This is a genomic window from Nocardia carnea, from assembly GCF_029868325.1.
Taxonomy (GTDB): domain Bacteria; phylum Actinomycetota; class Actinomycetes; order Mycobacteriales; family Mycobacteriaceae; genus Nocardia; species Nocardia carnea_C.
The window spans coordinates 1-14,707 of sequence record NZ_JARWNW010000320.1 but is presented as its reverse complement, the minus strand read 5'-3'; the positions used below and the strand labels follow the sequence as shown (position 1 = coordinate 14,707).

17 protein-coding genes and 2 pseudogenes are annotated in these 14,707 nt (G+C 67.1%); 10 read left to right on the top strand and 9 right to left on the bottom strand.

Annotated elements, in window-relative coordinates; translation table 11 throughout:
- The 9 genes and pseudogenes from QH196_RS32315 to QH196_RS32275 all read left to right on the top strand — a co-directional run.
- Positions 1–261 (top strand): annotated as a pseudogene (locus QH196_RS32315) (hypothetical protein); the annotation flags it as partial.
- A 77-nt stretch (positions 262–338) separates the two neighbouring features.
- The gene (locus tag QH196_RS32310; RefSeq protein WP_280419643.1) at positions 339–599 is read left to right on the top strand and encodes a GreA/GreB family elongation factor; all 261 of its coding nucleotides are present in this window, start codon (positions 339–341) and stop codon (positions 597–599) included.
- Positions 600–1,215: 616 nt separating this feature from the next.
- On the top strand, positions 1,216–1,614 hold the full coding sequence (sdhC, locus tag QH196_RS32305) for a succinate dehydrogenase, cytochrome b556 subunit (RefSeq protein ID WP_280419642.1): 399 nt from the start codon (positions 1,216–1,218) through the stop codon (positions 1,612–1,614).
- 3 nt (positions 1,615–1,617) lie between these two features.
- Complete coding sequence (locus tag QH196_RS32300) at positions 1,618–2,049, top strand: succinate dehydrogenase hydrophobic membrane anchor subunit (protein WP_280419641.1); 432 nt, start codon at positions 1,618–1,620, stop codon at positions 2,047–2,049.
- Positions 2,050–2,064: 15 nt separating this feature from the next.
- Complete coding sequence (gene sdhA, locus QH196_RS32295; protein ID WP_280419640.1) at positions 2,065–3,864, top strand: succinate dehydrogenase flavoprotein subunit; 1,800 nt, start codon at positions 2,065–2,067, stop codon at positions 3,862–3,864.
- The gene (locus QH196_RS32290; protein WP_195055256.1) at positions 3,864–4,637 is read left to right on the top strand and encodes a succinate dehydrogenase iron-sulfur subunit; all 774 of its coding nucleotides are present in this window, start codon (positions 3,864–3,866) and stop codon (positions 4,635–4,637) included. Before sdhA ends, QH196_RS32290 begins: the two co-directional genes overlap by 1 nt.
- 135 nt (positions 4,638–4,772) lie before the next feature.
- On the top strand, positions 4,773–5,690 hold the full coding sequence (locus QH196_RS32285; RefSeq protein ID WP_280419639.1) for a metal ABC transporter substrate-binding protein: 918 nt from the start codon (positions 4,773–4,775) through the stop codon (positions 5,688–5,690).
- Entirely contained in the window at positions 5,687–6,421 is a 735-nt protein-coding gene (locus QH196_RS32280; protein ID WP_280419638.1) for a metal ABC transporter ATP-binding protein, read from the top strand. Before QH196_RS32285 ends, QH196_RS32280 begins: the two co-directional genes overlap by 4 nt.
- A gap of 46 nt (positions 6,422–6,467) precedes the next feature.
- Positions 6,468–7,376, top strand: a complete 909-nt coding sequence (locus QH196_RS32275) for a metal ABC transporter permease (RefSeq protein ID WP_280419637.1) — start codon at positions 6,468–6,470, stop codon at positions 7,374–7,376.
- A gap of 44 nt (positions 7,377–7,420) precedes the next feature.
- On the opposite strand, the gene QH196_RS32270 is transcribed toward QH196_RS32275, so the two are convergent.
- The 7 genes from QH196_RS32270 to QH196_RS32240 all read right to left on the bottom strand — a co-directional run bounded on the left by QH196_RS32270 (position 7,421) and on the right by QH196_RS32240 (position 12,242).
- A complete protein-coding gene (locus tag QH196_RS32270; protein ID WP_280419636.1) occupies positions 7,421–8,104 on the bottom strand; it encodes a JAB domain-containing protein in 684 nt (227 codons plus the stop codon).
- Positions 8,105–8,175: 71 nt separating this feature from the next.
- On the bottom strand, positions 8,176–8,373 hold the full coding sequence (locus tag QH196_RS32265; protein WP_280419635.1) for a type II toxin-antitoxin system VapB family antitoxin: 198 nt from the start codon (positions 8,371–8,373) through the stop codon (positions 8,176–8,178).
- A 198-nt stretch (positions 8,374–8,571) separates the two neighbouring features.
- Positions 8,572–9,822 (bottom strand): primosomal protein, encoded by a 1,251-nt coding sequence (locus QH196_RS32260; RefSeq protein WP_280419634.1) that lies wholly within the window; start codon positions 9,820–9,822, stop codon positions 8,572–8,574.
- Between the two features lie 174 nt (positions 9,823–9,996).
- Positions 9,997–10,344 (bottom strand): YbaB/EbfC family nucleoid-associated protein, encoded by a 348-nt coding sequence (locus QH196_RS32255; protein ID WP_280419633.1) that lies wholly within the window; start codon positions 10,342–10,344, stop codon positions 9,997–9,999.
- Positions 10,345–10,414: 70 nt separating this feature from the next.
- Positions 10,415–10,765, bottom strand: a complete 351-nt coding sequence (locus QH196_RS32250; protein WP_051157155.1) for a hypothetical protein — start codon at positions 10,763–10,765, stop codon at positions 10,415–10,417.
- Between the two features lie 64 nt (positions 10,766–10,829).
- Positions 10,830–11,924, bottom strand: coding sequence for a C40 family peptidase (locus QH196_RS32245; RefSeq protein ID WP_280419632.1), 1,095 nt, complete (start codon positions 11,922–11,924; stop codon positions 10,830–10,832).
- A gap of 3 nt (positions 11,925–11,927) precedes the next feature.
- Positions 11,928–12,242: a type VII secretion target gene (locus QH196_RS32240; RefSeq protein ID WP_280419631.1), complete on the bottom strand. Its 315-nt coding sequence runs from the start codon at positions 12,240–12,242 to the stop codon at positions 11,928–11,930.
- Between the two features lie 150 nt (positions 12,243–12,392).
- On the opposite strand from QH196_RS32240, the gene upp reads away from it, so the two are divergent.
- Entirely contained in the window at positions 12,393–13,016 is a 624-nt protein-coding gene (upp, locus tag QH196_RS32235; RefSeq protein ID WP_280419630.1) for a uracil phosphoribosyltransferase, read from the top strand.
- A 4-nt stretch (positions 13,017–13,020) separates the two neighbouring features.
- On the opposite strand, the gene QH196_RS32230 is transcribed toward upp, so the two are convergent.
- Complete coding sequence (locus tag QH196_RS32230; RefSeq protein WP_280419629.1) at positions 13,021–14,520, bottom strand: phospho-sugar mutase; 1,500 nt, start codon at positions 14,518–14,520, stop codon at positions 13,021–13,023.
- Positions 14,520–14,707, bottom strand: a pseudogene (locus QH196_RS32225) (purine-nucleoside phosphorylase); the annotation flags it as partial. The pseudogene QH196_RS32225 and the gene QH196_RS32230, both read right to left, overlap by 1 nt.

Below are 14,707 nucleotides of genomic sequence, written 5' to 3'. Positions count from 1 at the left end.
GAAGTGTTCGCGGTCAACGATATTCTCGTCGGCGCGGGGGAGCCGGCGGACCGTATCGAACGCACGATCCGCGGGCTGGTGGATTTCTGGGACCGCCACCGGCATCTCTACAGCGCCGTCCTGGACGCGCGCAGCGCCTCGACGCGCTTGGCAGTGAGATGGGCGCTCACCATCCGGCGCAGCCGCGAGCATCGAGCGCTGACAGCAGGGACCAAGGTGGGCCAAAACCCGCGGCGCCGCAGGCGCCGCCAACAACACTGAAACACTGCGTTCGGTGCGGAGATATGTAGGGTGCCGGGCTGTCCGGCCCGGCCTCGTGGTCGCCAGGAAGGTGCCGAATGACGCTTCCGAAGTTCCTCATCGTCATGGTGTATTCGAAATTGTTGTTGTCCAGGCTCAATGCGTTCGACGAGGTCGAGGTGCAGCTGGAGTACCAGATCGTGCCCGACTACGACGCCGATCCCGCGGTGGGTAAGTATCCGGAGAGCGCGCCGGCCAGTCAGGCGCTACTCGGGCATGTGACGGGCGATATCGTCGATACGGAGTTCAACTACGAAGCTGTGCGGTTGCGGGTGGAGACGATCGGCGAGGGCGACTGAGCCTTCGCCGGGATACGAGTGTGTTGTGCCCCGGCGCCGGGCGGGTCTGTCGTTCCGCCCGGTGCGTGGGCCGGGGTCACGATTTCCGGAGATCTTTCTCCGCACGCCCGATTATTCGGCTACTCTCGAGTAACTTCACCCGAACCGGTGAGACATTTTGCACATTGCCCCGGCGCACAACGGCGACCCCGGCATTGCGAGCATTCGTCGCCGGCGGAAATCGGGCCGCCTTCGCGTGGAATCGTCACGATTCGGTAAAACCGTTGCGGCGCAATGGATTACCAGATCAATACCGGCTCGCGGGATGTTCGGCAGGTGAGGTTGTGCGGGCGTGGCTGACCCGTCGCGTAACCCTTCGGCGACCTGACAAAGGCAACCCTAACCTGCCCGATATCGCTGCAACGCGCGGCACGCCGAATTAGTTCCGCCAATGTGAGGGGATTAGAGTCCAGACCAGATCGGTTACACGTTCGGCGGCGGCGAGCCCAGCGACCGCGGCCCCGGGATAGGGCCCTGTCACACCCCGGCTGGTGCGTCACCGAATCCCGGCTCCACCGCACTCGGTGCCGGGATCTGTGACCGGGTCCATCAACGATGTTGGAGGCACCGAGACTCTATGGCCACGATAGAAGCTCCGGCTCAGCCGAAGCGCAAAACGCTGTACCGAGGCGACCCCGGTATGTGGTCCTGGGCCCTGCACCGGATCACCGGTGTCACGGTCTTCTTCTTCCTGTTCGTGCACGTCCTGGACACCGCGCTGGTCCGGGTCAGTCCCGAAACCTACGACGAGGCGATCGAGCTCTACAAGACGCCGATCGTCGCGCTCATGGAAATGGGCCTGGTCTTCTGCGTGCTGTTCCACGCGCTCAACGGTGTGCGGATCATCCTGGTGGACTTCTGGTCGCAGGGGCCGCGCTACCAGAAGCAGATGCTCTGGGGGATCATCGGCCTGCTGGTGGTCCTTCTGGTGCCCACGATCGGTCGCATGTTCTACCTACTGCTGACGGAGCACTGAGCCATGACTGCACCTGTTCTCGGTAAGTCCTACGATCGTCCGGCGAGCCTGGACCTGCCGCGCTCGCCCCGGGCCCGGACCAACGGCAACTTCGAGAAGTACGCCTGGCTGTTCATGCGTTTCTCCGGTGTCGCGCTGATCGTGCTGGTCCTCGGTCATATGGCGATCATGTTGCTGCTCGACGGTGGCGTGAAACGGCTGAACTTCGCGTTCGTCGCCGGCCGCTGGGCGAGCCCGTTCTGGCAGATCTGGGATCTGGCCATGCTGTGGCTGGCGCAGTTGCACGGCGGCAACGGTCTGCGCACCGTGATCGCGGACTACTCGCGCAAGGATTCGACCCGCTTCTGGCTGAACACGCTGCTGGTGCTGTCGATGATCCTGATCATGGGCGTGGGCACCTACGTCATCTTCACCTTCGACCCCAACATCAGTTAGGAACGGCCCCCTCGCATGAGTGAGAGCAGCGAACGAACCAGCGAAACAGTTGAGTCTCGGCCTGTTCAGGAGCACCGCTACGACGTCGTGATCGTCGGCGCCGGTGGCGCGGGTATGCGGGCGGCCATCGAGGCCGGCCCCCGGGCGCGCACCGCGGTGCTGACCAAGCTGTACCCCACCCGCAGCCACACCGGCGCGGCCCAGGGCGGTATGTGCGCGGCCCTGGCCAATGTCGAAGAGGACAACTGGGAGTGGCACACCTTCGACACCGTCAAGGGTGGCGACTACCTGGTCGACCAGGATGCGGCGGAGATCATGGCCAAAGAGGCCATCGACGCGGTGCTGGACCTGGAGAAGATGGGTCTGCCGTTCAACCGCACGCCCGAGGGCAAGATCGACCAGCGCCGGTTCGGCGGGCACACCCGTGATCACGGCAAGGCCCCGGTGCGGCGTGCCTGCTACGCGGCCGACCGCACCGGTCACATGATCCTGCAGACGCTGTACCAGAACTGCGTCAAGCACGACGTGGAGTTCTACAACGAGTTCTACGTGCTCGACCTGGTGATGACCGATACCGAGCGGGGTCCGGTCGCCACCGGTGTGGTCGCCTACGAGCTGGCCACCGGCGAACTGCACGTGTTCCACGCCAAGTCGATCGTCTTCGCCACCGGCGGTTCCGGCCGGATGTACAAGACCACCTCCAACGCGCATACGCTCACCGGCGACGGTATGGCGATCGTGTTCCGCAAGGGCCTGCCGCTCGAGGATATGGAGTTCCACCAGTTCCATCCGACGGGCCTGGCCGGGCTCGGCATCCTCATCTCCGAGGCGGTCCGCGGTGAGGGCGGCATCCTGCGCAATGTGGACGGCGAGCGGTTCATGGAACGCTACGCGCCCACCATCAAGGACCTCGCGCCTCGCGATATCGTGGCCCGCTCGATGGTGCTCGAGGTACTCGAGGGGCGCGGCGCCGGGCCGAACAAGGATTACGTCTACATCGACGTGACCCACCTCGGTGAGGACGTGCTCGAGGAGAAACTGCCCGATATCACCGAATTCGCCCGCACCTACCTGGGTGTGGACCCGGTGAAGGAACTGGTGCCGGTCTTCCCGACCTGCCACTACGTGATGGGCGGTATCCCCACCCGCATCCAGGGCGAGGTGCTGCGCAACAACACCGATATCGTCCCCGGCCTGTACGCCGCCGGTGAATGCGCCTGCGTCTCCGTACACGGCGCCAACCGGCTCGGGACCAACTCCCTGCTCGATATCAACGTGTTCGGCCGCCGCGCCGGTATCGCCGCCGCCGAATACGCCCAGCGCGCCGAATTCGTCGAGATGCCGGAGAACCCGGCCCAGATGGTGCAGGACTGGCTCTCGCTGATCCTGTCCGACCACGGCAACGAGCGGGTGGCCGATATCCGCACCGAATTGCAGCGGTCGATGGACAACAACGCTTCGGTGTTCCGCACCGAGGACACGCTCAAGCAGGCCCTCACCGATATCCACGCGCTCAAGGAGCGCTACGCCCGGATCACGGTGCAGGACAAGGGCAAACGCTACAACAGTGATCTGCTCGAGGCCCTGGAACTGGGCTTCCTGCTGGAGCTGGCCGAAGTCACGGTGGTCGGCGCGCTCAACCGCAAGGAATCGCGTGGTGGTCACGCCCGCGAGGACTACCCGGACCGCGACGACGTGAACTTCATGCGGCACACGATGGCCTACAAGGAAGGCGCGGATCTCCTCTCGGATATCCGGCTGGACTTCAAGCCGGTGGTGCAGACCCGTTACGAGCCGATGGAGCGTAAGTACTGATGACCGCTGTAGCCGAGAAGCCCGCAGCCGCGAACCCGGCGCCGGTACCCGAGGGCTCGACCATGATCACCGTCAAGGTGGCGCGGTTCAACCCGGAGGACGGGCAGGGCCAGCACTGGGAATCGTTCCAGGTGCCGGCGCTGCCGACCGACCGGTTCCTGAACATCCTCATCTACATCAAGTCCTACCTGGACGGCACGCTCACCTTCCGGCGCTCCTGCGCGCACGGTGTGTGCGGGTCGGACGCGATGCGGATCAACGGCGTGAACCGGCTGGCCTGCAAGGTCCTGATGAAGGATATGCTGCCGAAGAACGGTAAGCCGGTCACCATCTCCGTCGAGCCGATCCGCGGCCTGCCGGTGGAGAAGGACCTGGTCGTCGATATGGAACCGTTCTTCGACGCGTTCCGGGCGGTGAAGCCGTACCTGATCACCTCCGGAAACGAGCCGACCTTCGAGCGGATCCAGAGCCAGGCCGATCGCGCCCGGTTCGACGACACCACCAAATGCATCCTGTGTGCCTGCTGCACCACCTCGTGCCCGGTGTACTGGCACGACGGCAGCTACTTCGGCCCGGCCGCGATCGTGAACGCGCACCGCTTCATCTTCGACAGCCGCGACGAAGGCGCCCGGGAGCGGCTGGACATCCTCAACGAGGTCGACGGGGTGTGGCGCTGCCGCACCACCTTCAACTGCACCGATGCCTGCCCGCGCGGTATCGAGGTCACCAAGGCGATTCAGGAAGTCAAGCGCGCGCTGCTGTTCGCGCGCTGAGTCGTTGTCGTCGCAACCGCCCCCGTGTTCCGCACGGGGGCGGTTTTGTTTTCCCGGTCGTTTGGGTTCCGTCACACGAACTTGATAATTCGGGTACCCGAACTTACCATTCTGACTGGAAGGCGGTGGTTCGGCATGCGGGTATTTCTCCGGCTCACCGCTGTGCTCGCGGTCTGCGCGACAGCAGTCGTGCTCACCGCCTGCCAGACATTCCACCTGCCCCGCGACGGAAAACCGGTGGTGGTCACCACCTTCACCGTGCTGGCCGATATCGCGGGCAATATCGCCGGCGAGCACCTCGAGGTGCAGTCACTCACCAAACCGGGTTCGGAGATCCACGGCTACGAACCGACGCCCGGTGATATCAAACGTGCGGCAAAAGCCGATCTCATCCTCGACAACGGGATGAACCTGGAGGCCTGGTTCGGCCAGTTCGTCGCCGACCTCGACGCCGAGCACGTCACCGTGAGCGAGGGAGTGGCCTCGGTACCCATCACCTCCGACGCCTACGCGGGTAAACCCAACCCGCACGCCTGGATGTCCCCGCTCAACGTCCAGATCTACGTCGACAATATGGTGGCGGCTTTCACCCGCCTCGCACCCGAACACGGTGCCGCGTTCCGGGCCAACGGCGACAACTACAAACTCCGGTTACAGCAGGTGCACGACGAACTCGTCGCCGAACTCCGCGATCTACCGCGCCGGCAGCGGGCGCTGGTGACCTGCGAAGGCGCATTCTCCTATCTGGCTCGCGACGCGGGCCTGTCGGAGGCCTACATCTGGCCGGTCAATGCCGAACAGCAGGCCACACCGCAGCAGATCACCCGGGTCATCGAATACGTCCGCGACAATCAGGTACCCGCGGTGTTCTGCGAATCCACCGTCTCCGACGCGCCGATGCAGCGGGTCGTCGAGGCCACCGGTGCACGGTTCGGCGGTGTTCTCTACGTGGACTCGCTGTCCGCGGCGGACGGTCCGGTGCCGACCTATCTGGACCTGATCCGCCACGATGCCGAAACCATCGCCGCCGCACTCACCGGGAGCCGGTCATGACAATCCCCGCGATCGACGTCGACGGCGTCACCGTCTACTACGGCGAGGTGCAGGCGCTCGACAATGTCCGGCTGGCGGTGGACCCGGGCCGGGTGTGCGCGCTGATCGGGATGAACGGCTCCGGTAAATCGACGCTGTTCAAAACGCTGATGGGCATGATCGTCCCGGACCGCGGCACCGTCTGTATCGGTGGTGAGAAACCGGCAGTGGCCCGCCGCTGCGGACTGCTCGGTTATGTACCGCAGAGCGAAGCGGTGGACTGGTCGTTCCCGCTGTCGGTCCGCGATGTGGTGACCACCGGTCGCTACGGCCGGATGGGTTTCACCAGACGGGTGAGCCGCACCGACCGGGCCGCGGTGGACGAGGCACTGGAGCGGGTCGAACTGACCGATCTCGCGGACCGGCAGATCGGTCGGCTCTCGGGTGGCCAGCGCAAACGCGCCTTCGTGGCCCGGGGGATCGCGCAGGGCGCCCGGATCCTGCTGCTCGACGAACCGTTCGCGGGTGTGGACAAACGTTCCGAGGCGACGATCACCGGTTTGCTGCGCGAACTGGCCGCCGACGGTGCGACCGTCCTGATCTCCACCCACGACCTGCACGCCCTGCCCGGGCTCGCCGACGAGGCGGCGCTGCTCATGCGCCGGGTGCTGGTGCACGGCAGCACCGAGGAGGCGCTGCGCCCGGAAAACCTCGCGCTGGCCTTCGGACTCGATGTGCTGGAACAACGTTGACTTCCGCCCGGACCGGCGGCTTCCCCGGAGCAATCAGGTGAGTGTCATGGATCCGATCGAATTCCTGCTCGAACCGCTGCGCTACGCCTTCATGGTCCGCGCGCTGATCACGAGCCTGGTCGCCGCGATCGTGTGCGGGCTGCTCTCGTGCTGGCTGGTGCTCGTCGGCTGGTCCCTCATGGGGGACGCCGTTTCGCACGCCGTGCTGCCCGGGGTGGTGCTCGCGTATATCGCAGGGGTCCCGTTCGCCGTCGGTGCGGTGATCTTCGGTTTTCTGGCCGTGGCGCTGATCGGCCTGGTCCGCGATACCAGCCGGGTGAAAGAGGACGCCGCCATCGGCATCGTGTTCACCACCCTGTTCGCCTTCGGCCTGGTCCTGATCTCGGTGACACCCAGCGATACCGATCTCAACCACATCATCTTCGGCAATATCCTCGGCGTCGGACCGGACGAGCTGGTGCAGATCGCCGTACTGGCCGCCTTCGTCTTCGTGGTTCTCGTCCTCAAACGGCGCGATTTCACGCTGTACGCCTTCGACCGCGTCCACGCCTACGCGATCGGCCTGAACCCGCGCGTACTGGGCGCGACGCTGCTCGGTCTGCTCGCGCTGACCGCGGTCGTGGCGCTGCAGGCCGTCGGGGTGGTCCTGGTGGTGGCCATGCTGATCATCCCGGGCGCCACCGCCTACCTGCTCACCGATCGGTTCGGCCGGATGCTGGTGCTGGCCCCGGTCATTTCGGCGCTGTGTGCCCTCACCGGCCTCTACGTCAGCTACTACGCCGATACCGCACCCGGTGCCACCATGGTTCTGGCGCAGGGCGTGGTGTTCACCGCGGTCTATCTGTTCGCACCCCGGCAGGGGCTCATCGGCGCCCGTCTGGTCACCGCGCGACGCCGCGCCCGCGACCGCAGTACCGCGGCGATCGCCGAGGACGGATCCGGCATACCTGGTTGATCCGACAGCCTGCCGAGTTTCCCGGCGCGTAATCCTGACAAGGTTCACAGGTCCGGTTCCTCGAGTGGCGCGGCGCGGCGCCACTGCTCTCCGGCGAGCACCACATGGTCCAGGAAACGGAGGCCGACGGTATGTGCCGCGGCCGCGAGCACGCTACTGGCGCGCCGGTCGTCGAGACTGGGGGAGGGGTCGCCGGAGGGGTGGTTGTGTACGAGGGCGAATGCGCGACCGTCGTTACGCAGCACGGTGTTGAGGATTTCGCGTACCGGTACAGCGACCTCGTCGATCGCACCCTCGGCGACGAATACCGATCGCCGCAACCGGTTACGCGTATCGCAGACCAGCACCAGCAGACGCTCGACCCGCGCCCCGGCGAACAGTGGGGCGGCCGCCAGCGCAACATCCTCGGCGCGTAACAGTGGTGCCGCGGGCACCGGGCCGAGGCGGGCGCGGGCGGCGAGCTGGAAGGCGGCGATGATCGCGGCGGCCTTGGCGGTACCCACACCGCCGAGGCGGGCAAGTTCCTCGGGACGTGCCGAGGACAATCCGGTAACTCCGCCGAATTCGGTGAGCAGGGTGAAGGCCAGTTCGACCGCGCTGGCCCCGCGTCTGCCCTGACCGAGCAGCAGCGCCAAGAGTTCGCCGTCGCTCAGCGCCTGCGGGCCCAGTGCGTACAGCCGCTCACGTGGACGCTGGGTGACGGGCAGATCGGTGATAGGTACCGACATGATTCCCCCTCCGGACTCCGTATGCCCGGATCATGCCAACGGGTACCGACAGGTTCGCGTTGTACGCGCCGTCAGCTATCGGCGATCGCCGGCTGCGGTGACCGGTTCAGCGCCGACGCGGCCAGCCGCTCGAAATGCCGGAGCTGTCGTTCATGGACCACGATCCGGCGCAGCGCCTCGTGAATCGTTGCCTTATCGGTCCCCGTGCCCATGATTGCGCCGGCGGCCGCCAGCAGATCCTGATCCAGATCGATCCGCACTGTCGGCATGCGTCCTCCTTCGTACATCTGCCCTGCTGCCGCGATGTGGCCGCCCCCGCCCGGCAGGCGCCGACCGGGGCTGCGCGACGGCAAAACACCGCTGGCCAGACAGTTTGCCCAGTTCGTGCCGGTTTATCGACCGAATGAGCCTGCGTGTGTCCACATCGAGACCTACCGCTGCGCGAACCGGGTGCCGACCGGGCCGGTTCAGCGCGGCGTCAGCCGGGATTCGAAATTGCGTTCCAGCTCGCGCCACGCCCGGGCCTCCGCGTCGAACGGCGGGTTCGGTGCCATCCGGGTCGGGTCCGGGTTCAGCAGGTAGGAGACGTACCAGCCGAGCGGTGTCGATTTCGCCAGAGCCTGTTCCACCGCGTCGTCCTCGGCGTAATCGGCGGCGTCGGTGAACAACTCCAGCACCAGGTCCAGCTGTTCGGTATCCACCGCCTCGGGACCCTCGGTCAGATCGTCGGCCAGACCGGGCAGGACGTAAACGTTCTCGTCGGTGACCTCGACCTCCAGCGAGCCGTCCACCGCGGCGGTCTGCACCTCGGCGAAGGTACTCACCCGGGCCAGATCGTGTTCGTGATCGTCGGCGAGGTAGCGGGCCAGGGCGCGTTCGCTACCGAAGACGGAAATGGATTTCCTGGCCCCGAGGAAAATCGGTTCGTCGTCGAGATAGCAGCGCAACGTGAAGTATTCCGAACCCGAGGTGACGATCTTGACGGGGTCGATCCCGACTTCCTCCCAGAATGTGAGGTCTTCGTCTTCGTCCTCGTCGTCGGCATTCAGATCGACGGGTTCGATATCGCTGTCGTCGTCGGTATCGGCGACGTCGTCGGCGTCGACCTCGTTCTCCTCGGCGGCCAGCAATTCCGCCTCGGCCAGGGCCACCGCCTCGGCGTCCACGGCGGGGACACGCACCACCGAATCGATCGAATCCAGCACATCGTCCCAGCTCTTGGCCACTGCGGCGCCGATCTGATCCCACAGTTCCAGGCCCTCGCGGCCGACGAACATGCTGGTGCCGCCGGGCAGTGCACCGAGCGCGGGGTGGGTGGCGAAGAACTTCGTCACGGTCTCGAGTTCGCAGACCTCGCCGATATTGCGGACCATGGCCAGCGTGTCCTCGAGTTCGGCGACGGTATCCACATCCGGATCACCGGCAGCCAGCTCGGGGACGCCGACCAGGTCGAACGAGTAGTTGTCCTCGGGCTCCAGTTCCGCGGCCGACAGCCCGGCGACAACCTTCCAGGCCGGATGGTCGACCAGATCGTTATCGGAATCGGTCCGGATGAAGGCCGCCAGTTCGGCTACGGATTCGAAGCCGTACAGGGCGTCCTCGTGTCCTAGGAACGCTTCCCACTCGTCATCCCCGTCACGCCAGCGCGGTGCCCAGAGGGTGACGAGATCGCCGTCGGTCAGACCGAGCTCGATCGGGACGATGTCTCCAGAAGCCATACGCGGAAGCCTAATAGGTAGAGCAGGGCCGAGCCCACCCCTGGGCCGACCACAGCCGGAGCGGAAGATGGACGTACCCCGTGCGGTGCACGCCCGGAGCATACGCCCAGGTACTCCCGATGGCACTGTGTGCTCGCTGCGACACCCGCGAAACCAGCCCGCGACCGGCCGTGATCAGGCGTTACCCGGATATCCTCCGGCCGGTTGTGCGTCCGCCTGCGCAGCCGGTGCGAACGATTCGTTCAGTGCGGCAACGACCTCCGAGCGCCGGCCACCGGCCTCCTCGGCGGCCTGGCGGCACGCGGAGAGGATCAACTGTGCGGCTTCGGCGGGCGGGAGCGAGGTGACCCCCTCGGCGAGCTGCAGATCCACCAGTGCTCCGTTGCTGTCGATCTCCGCGCTCACCAGCCCGTCCTCGCTGGTGAACCGGCCCCGGATCTGTTTCAGTCCGTACAGCGCCGCTTCGAGCGCCTCCAGTTTCTGGGTGGCCCCCGCGACCAGGGCGTCCATTTCCGCGCTCATGCTTCATCCCTCCTGGATCCCCGTGGTGGTGCGCCGTGGTGATACCGCGCGATCGGTAATTCGCGGCGGCTCATACCGGCCGCATCCAGCTCGTCGGCCCGGTGTCGGCGTCGTCCATCCGATCCAGTTCGTCGACCGCCTGCTGCCTGGTCGGCAAACCCAGCTGGTCCAGGATCTCCGCCGGCATTCCGTTCTCGGCCAGCAGTTCCCGGCGTTTCGCCTGCGCCGCGATCGTCGAGCGTTTGGTCAGCCGCAGGATTTCGTCGGCGAGTGCTTGTGCGCCGTAACGGTATTCGCTGCGCTCGAATTTGATCTCCACCGGCATACCCTGATCGGTGGCTCGTACCGACAGGGTGCCGGAACGATTCCTGCTCCCGGCCACGGTGACGTTCGGTATCTCGGGAACCTGCTGCTCACTCATACTTCTGTCCAGTCGTCATGATCGGATATTCGCCCATCGCGGGGCAGCCTGGCGTATGGCCGACTCATTCCGTCGGCCGGTAGAACCCGTAGAACTCCATCCCGCTGTTCTCGGTGCGGACGGAACCGACCTGCACCGGATCGCCGGCTTCGACGATCTGGCCGTTGCCGATCACCATGGCCACATGGCCGTCCCAGATCGCCAGATCCCCGGGCATGAGGTCGCCGGGGGAGACGGGGGTGGCGCCGTTGGCCTGCTCGTGGGCGAGGCGCGGGATCTCCACCCCGGCTTCGCCGTAGGCGTACTTCGTCAGGCCGCTGCAGTCCAGCCCGGCCCCCGGCGTATTACCGCCCCAGACATACGGGGTGCCGACGCAGCCGAGAGCGGATTTCACCGCGGTGGCCGCCTTCTCGTTCGGCGCCTCCACGACACTGCCGTCGGGGAGGGTGATCTCGACACCCTCACCGGACGTGGTGCCGGCGGAACTGGTCGTCTTACCGGGCGTTCCGGCGCTCGTCGTGGTGGTGCTGCCGCTGGGGCTCGACATCGCGGTACTCATCATCGTGCCGGCCACCCCGGCGACGCTGCTGAGGCCCGAGGTCACCGTGGAGATCGCCTGGCCGGCCACCGGCGCGGCGCTCGCAGCCGACGGAGTGGGCGGCGGTGGGGCGAGTTCGTTCATGGAGGCCGTATGGGTCTGCAGTTCGTTCTGCACCCGGCCCACAACACCCAGCGCCTGCCCCAGATGGTCGATCGCGGACCCGACGAGCACGGTCAACCCGGCCGGTGTGCCCAGCGTGGGGGCCATCGCGGTGGCGTTGTTCACGAACGATTGCGCGATGGCGGTGAGATCCTTGTTGCCGGTTTCGACATGGGCCGCCGCCTGCCCCATCACCGTGGCCATCTCGTTGCCGCGATCGGAAATACTCGCCGCGGAGGTCTGCACCCGCAAGGCCTTGGAGGTCGCGGCGTCGGCGCCGGTACCGTCCCAGGCGGTGTTCATCAGATTGATGCCCGTGCGGCCGAGTGAATGCACCTGATCGATCGCGGTGGAGGCCGCCCGTAACGAATCACCCGGGCCGCCGGCGCCGAGCACGCCGGTGCCGAAACTGGCGAGCAGATCGAGGATCGGTTTGGCCAGTGCGCTGATATCGATCACCGGTCACTCCCCGGCGGCACCGCGCAGGGCGGCCGCATTGCTGGTATCGGCCTCGGCGTAACTCACGGCGGCCACACCCGCCGCTCCGCTCATGGTGCCCAGTACGGCGGACAATTGGCCGATCGTCGCGAGATGACCCGCATGCGCGGCGGCGTAGGCGGCCAGGAAATCGCCGCCGACCAGACCGAAGATCGGGCCGAGAATCGCGGGTGCGGCACCCGAGGTGCCGGCCCCTGCCGCCGCGAGCTCGGAGGCCATCACCCCGGCAGTGGTGCCGTAGGCCGCGATGCCTTCGGCATCGGCTGAGATGTTCACCATCAGAGGTTCCCCCATCGACTTCGTTAACGGGCAGAGTATGTCATCTACCGGATTCGACGCACCGGCTTCCCGCTCGGTTCCATCGAAATCGAAATCCGGAAATCCCCGGCGCGACGGCGGCGCGCGCGGGTTCGACCTTATCGTTCCCTCATGCGTACGCACACCCTGGACCATCCGCTCGTGGCGAGCCTGCTGACCACGCTCCGCGACGAACGCACCCCCGACTCCGCCTTCCGGGCCGCGCTGCGCGACCTGGCCGGACTACTGGTGTACGAGGCGCTGCGCGATGCGCAGGTCGAGTACTACGACATCGACACTCCGGTCACCGCGACCCGCGGTGTGCGCCTGGCCCGCCCGCCGCTGCTGGTGCCCGTGCTGCGGGCCGGGCTGGGCATGGTGGAGGCGGCCACGAACCTGATCCCGCAATCGAAAGTGGGGTTCGTCGGTGTCGCCCGCGACGAACGGACGCACCGGCCCGTGCCCTATCTGGAATCGCTGCCGAAGGATCTGTCCACGACACCGGTCATGGTGCTGGACCCGATGCTGGCCACCGGCGGCTCCATGGTGCACACGCTGAAACTGCTGGCGGGGCGCGGCGCCACGGATATCACCGCGGTGTGCGTGGTCTCGGCCCCGGAGGGCATCGCGGCGCTGGCCGGTTCGGGGCTACCCGTCCGGTTGGTGACCGCGGTGATCGATGACCGGCTCGACGACGACGCGTTCATCGTGCCCGGGCTCGGTGACGCCGGGGACCGGCAGTTCGGCCCGCGGTGAGCGATCAGCCCGCCAGCGTGCGGCAGTACGCAGCTGCGGCCGAAAGACGTTGCCGGGCAGTATCTCTCGCATACGGAAGATCGTCTCGGCCGGAAACCGGCTGCACCACCTCCAGGTAGCATTTGAGTTTCGGTTCGGTACCCGAGGGCCGTACCACGAGCCGCAGGCCGTCACCGGTGAACAGCAGCGCGTCCGTGCGCATCCGGCCGCGCAACTGCGCCATATCGGTGTAATCGACCGCGGTACCGGCGAGTTCCCGCGGTGGTGTCGTACGCAAGGTGTTCACCACCGCCGCCGCGGCCCGCTGATCCGGCAGGCGCAGCGAGACCTGATCGCCGGCGTGCACCCCGAAGCGCAGCGCGTAATCGTCGAGCTCGTCGAGCAGGGTGCGGCCCCGGGCACGCAGCCGCGCCACCAGATCGGCGGCCAGCACCGCCGCGGAGATACCGTCCTTGTCGCGCACGGCCGCCGGGTCCACACAGTGGCCGAGCGCCTCCTCGTACGCGTACACCAGACCGTCACCCGCCCGGGCCAGCCATTTGAAGCCGGTCAGGGTTTCGGCGTAGCGGGCACCGCGCTCGGCGGCCAGCCGGGAGAGCAACCGCGACGAGACGATCGTGGTCGCCACCAGCGCATCCGGCGGGGCGGTGCGCAGTACAGCGTCGGCCAGCAGGACACCGGTCTCGTCGCCACGCAGCATGCGCCAGCCCTCGGGGGTGGGCACGCCGAGCGCACAGCGGTCCGCGTCGGGGTCGAGGGCGATGGCCAGGTCGGCACCCACCCGCTCGGCCAGTCGCAACAGCAGATCGGCGGCGCCGGGTTCCTCGGGATTCGGGAAGGCGACCGTGGGGAAATCCGGGTCGGGGGTGAACTGTTCGGCCACCGTGTGGATATCGATGAACCCGGCCGCGGTGAGCGCTTCCACTACCGTGGCGCCGCCCACTCCGTGCAGCGGTGTGAGCGCGATCCGGATCCCCGCGCGTTCACCCGGCCCGCCGATCAGCTGCGGCAGCTGAGCGACCCGCCCGAGATAACGGGAGTGCAGGCCGGCGCCCGAGATGTCCACCGCAGTACGCGGGATCGGTTCGGTCACCGCCGCGATCTGCTGCTCGATCTCGGTATCGGCGGGAGCGAGCAGCTGCGCGCCACCGTCGACGTACACCTTGTAGCCGTTGTCGGCGGGCGGATTGTGCGAAGCGGTGATCTGGACCCCGGCCACCGCGCCGAGCGTTCGGACGGCGAACGCGGTCACCGGGGTCGGCCACGGTTCGGGGAGCCGGACCACCGGGAAACCGGCCGCGGCCAGCACCTCGGCGGTGACCTCGGCGAACTCCGCCGACCCGTGCCGGGCGTCGCGGCCGACCACCACCCGGCCACCGCCCAGGCAGCGGTCGCGCAGCCATGCCGCGAGACCCGCGGTCGCGTGGGCGACGGTGGTCTCGTTCATCCGGTCCGGGCCCGGACCCAGCGGGCCCCGCAGCCCCGCGGTACCGAACGTGAGCACTACAGCTGCTCCAGCAGCCCGCGCAGCAGTTTGCCCAGACGGGGCGCGGCGGCCTGTCCTTCGGCCAGTACCTCGGCGTGCGCCAGCGGCGCCCCGGTGACACCGGCCGCCAGGTTGGTGACCAGCGAGATCCCGAGCAGCCGGGCGCCCAGTGCGCGGGCCGCGATGGCCTCGAGCACCGTGGACA

Coding starts and splice junctions, on each gene's coding strand:
- QH196_RS32310 (WP_280419643.1), top strand. CDS start 339: ATGACGCTTCCGAAGTTCCTCATCGTCATGGTGTATTCGAAATTGTTG.
- sdhC (WP_280419642.1), top strand. CDS start 1,216: ATGGCCACGATAGAAGCTCCGGCTCAGCCGAAGCGCAAAACGCTGTAC.
- QH196_RS32300 (WP_280419641.1), top strand. CDS start 1,618: ATGACTGCACCTGTTCTCGGTAAGTCCTACGATCGTCCGGCGAGCCTG.
- sdhA (WP_280419640.1), top strand. CDS start 2,065: ATGAGTGAGAGCAGCGAACGAACCAGCGAAACAGTTGAGTCTCGGCCT.
- QH196_RS32290 (WP_195055256.1), top strand. CDS start 3,864: ATGACCGCTGTAGCCGAGAAGCCCGCAGCCGCGAACCCGGCGCCGGTA.
- QH196_RS32285 (WP_280419639.1), top strand. CDS start 4,773: ATGCGGGTATTTCTCCGGCTCACCGCTGTGCTCGCGGTCTGCGCGACA.
- QH196_RS32280 (WP_280419638.1), top strand. CDS start 5,687: ATGACAATCCCCGCGATCGACGTCGACGGCGTCACCGTCTACTACGGC.
- QH196_RS32275 (WP_280419637.1), top strand. CDS start 6,468: ATGGATCCGATCGAATTCCTGCTCGAACCGCTGCGCTACGCCTTCATG.
- QH196_RS32270 (WP_280419636.1), bottom strand. CDS start 8,104: ATGTCGGTACCTATCACCGATCTGCCCGTCACCCAGCGTCCACGTGAG.
- QH196_RS32265 (WP_280419635.1), bottom strand. CDS start 8,373: ATGCCGACAGTGCGGATCGATCTGGATCAGGATCTGCTGGCGGCCGCC.
- QH196_RS32260 (WP_280419634.1), bottom strand. CDS start 9,822: ATGGCTTCTGGAGACATCGTCCCGATCGAGCTCGGTCTGACCGACGGC.
- QH196_RS32255 (WP_280419633.1), bottom strand. CDS start 10,344: ATGAGCGCGGAAATGGACGCCCTGGTCGCGGGGGCCACCCAGAAACTG.
- QH196_RS32250 (WP_051157155.1), bottom strand. CDS start 10,765: ATGAGTGAGCAGCAGGTTCCCGAGATACCGAACGTCACCGTGGCCGGG.
- QH196_RS32240 (WP_280419631.1), bottom strand. CDS start 12,242: ATGGTGAACATCTCAGCCGATGCCGAAGGCATCGCGGCCTACGGCACC.
- upp (WP_280419630.1), top strand. CDS start 12,393: ATGCGTACGCACACCCTGGACCATCCGCTCGTGGCGAGCCTGCTGACC.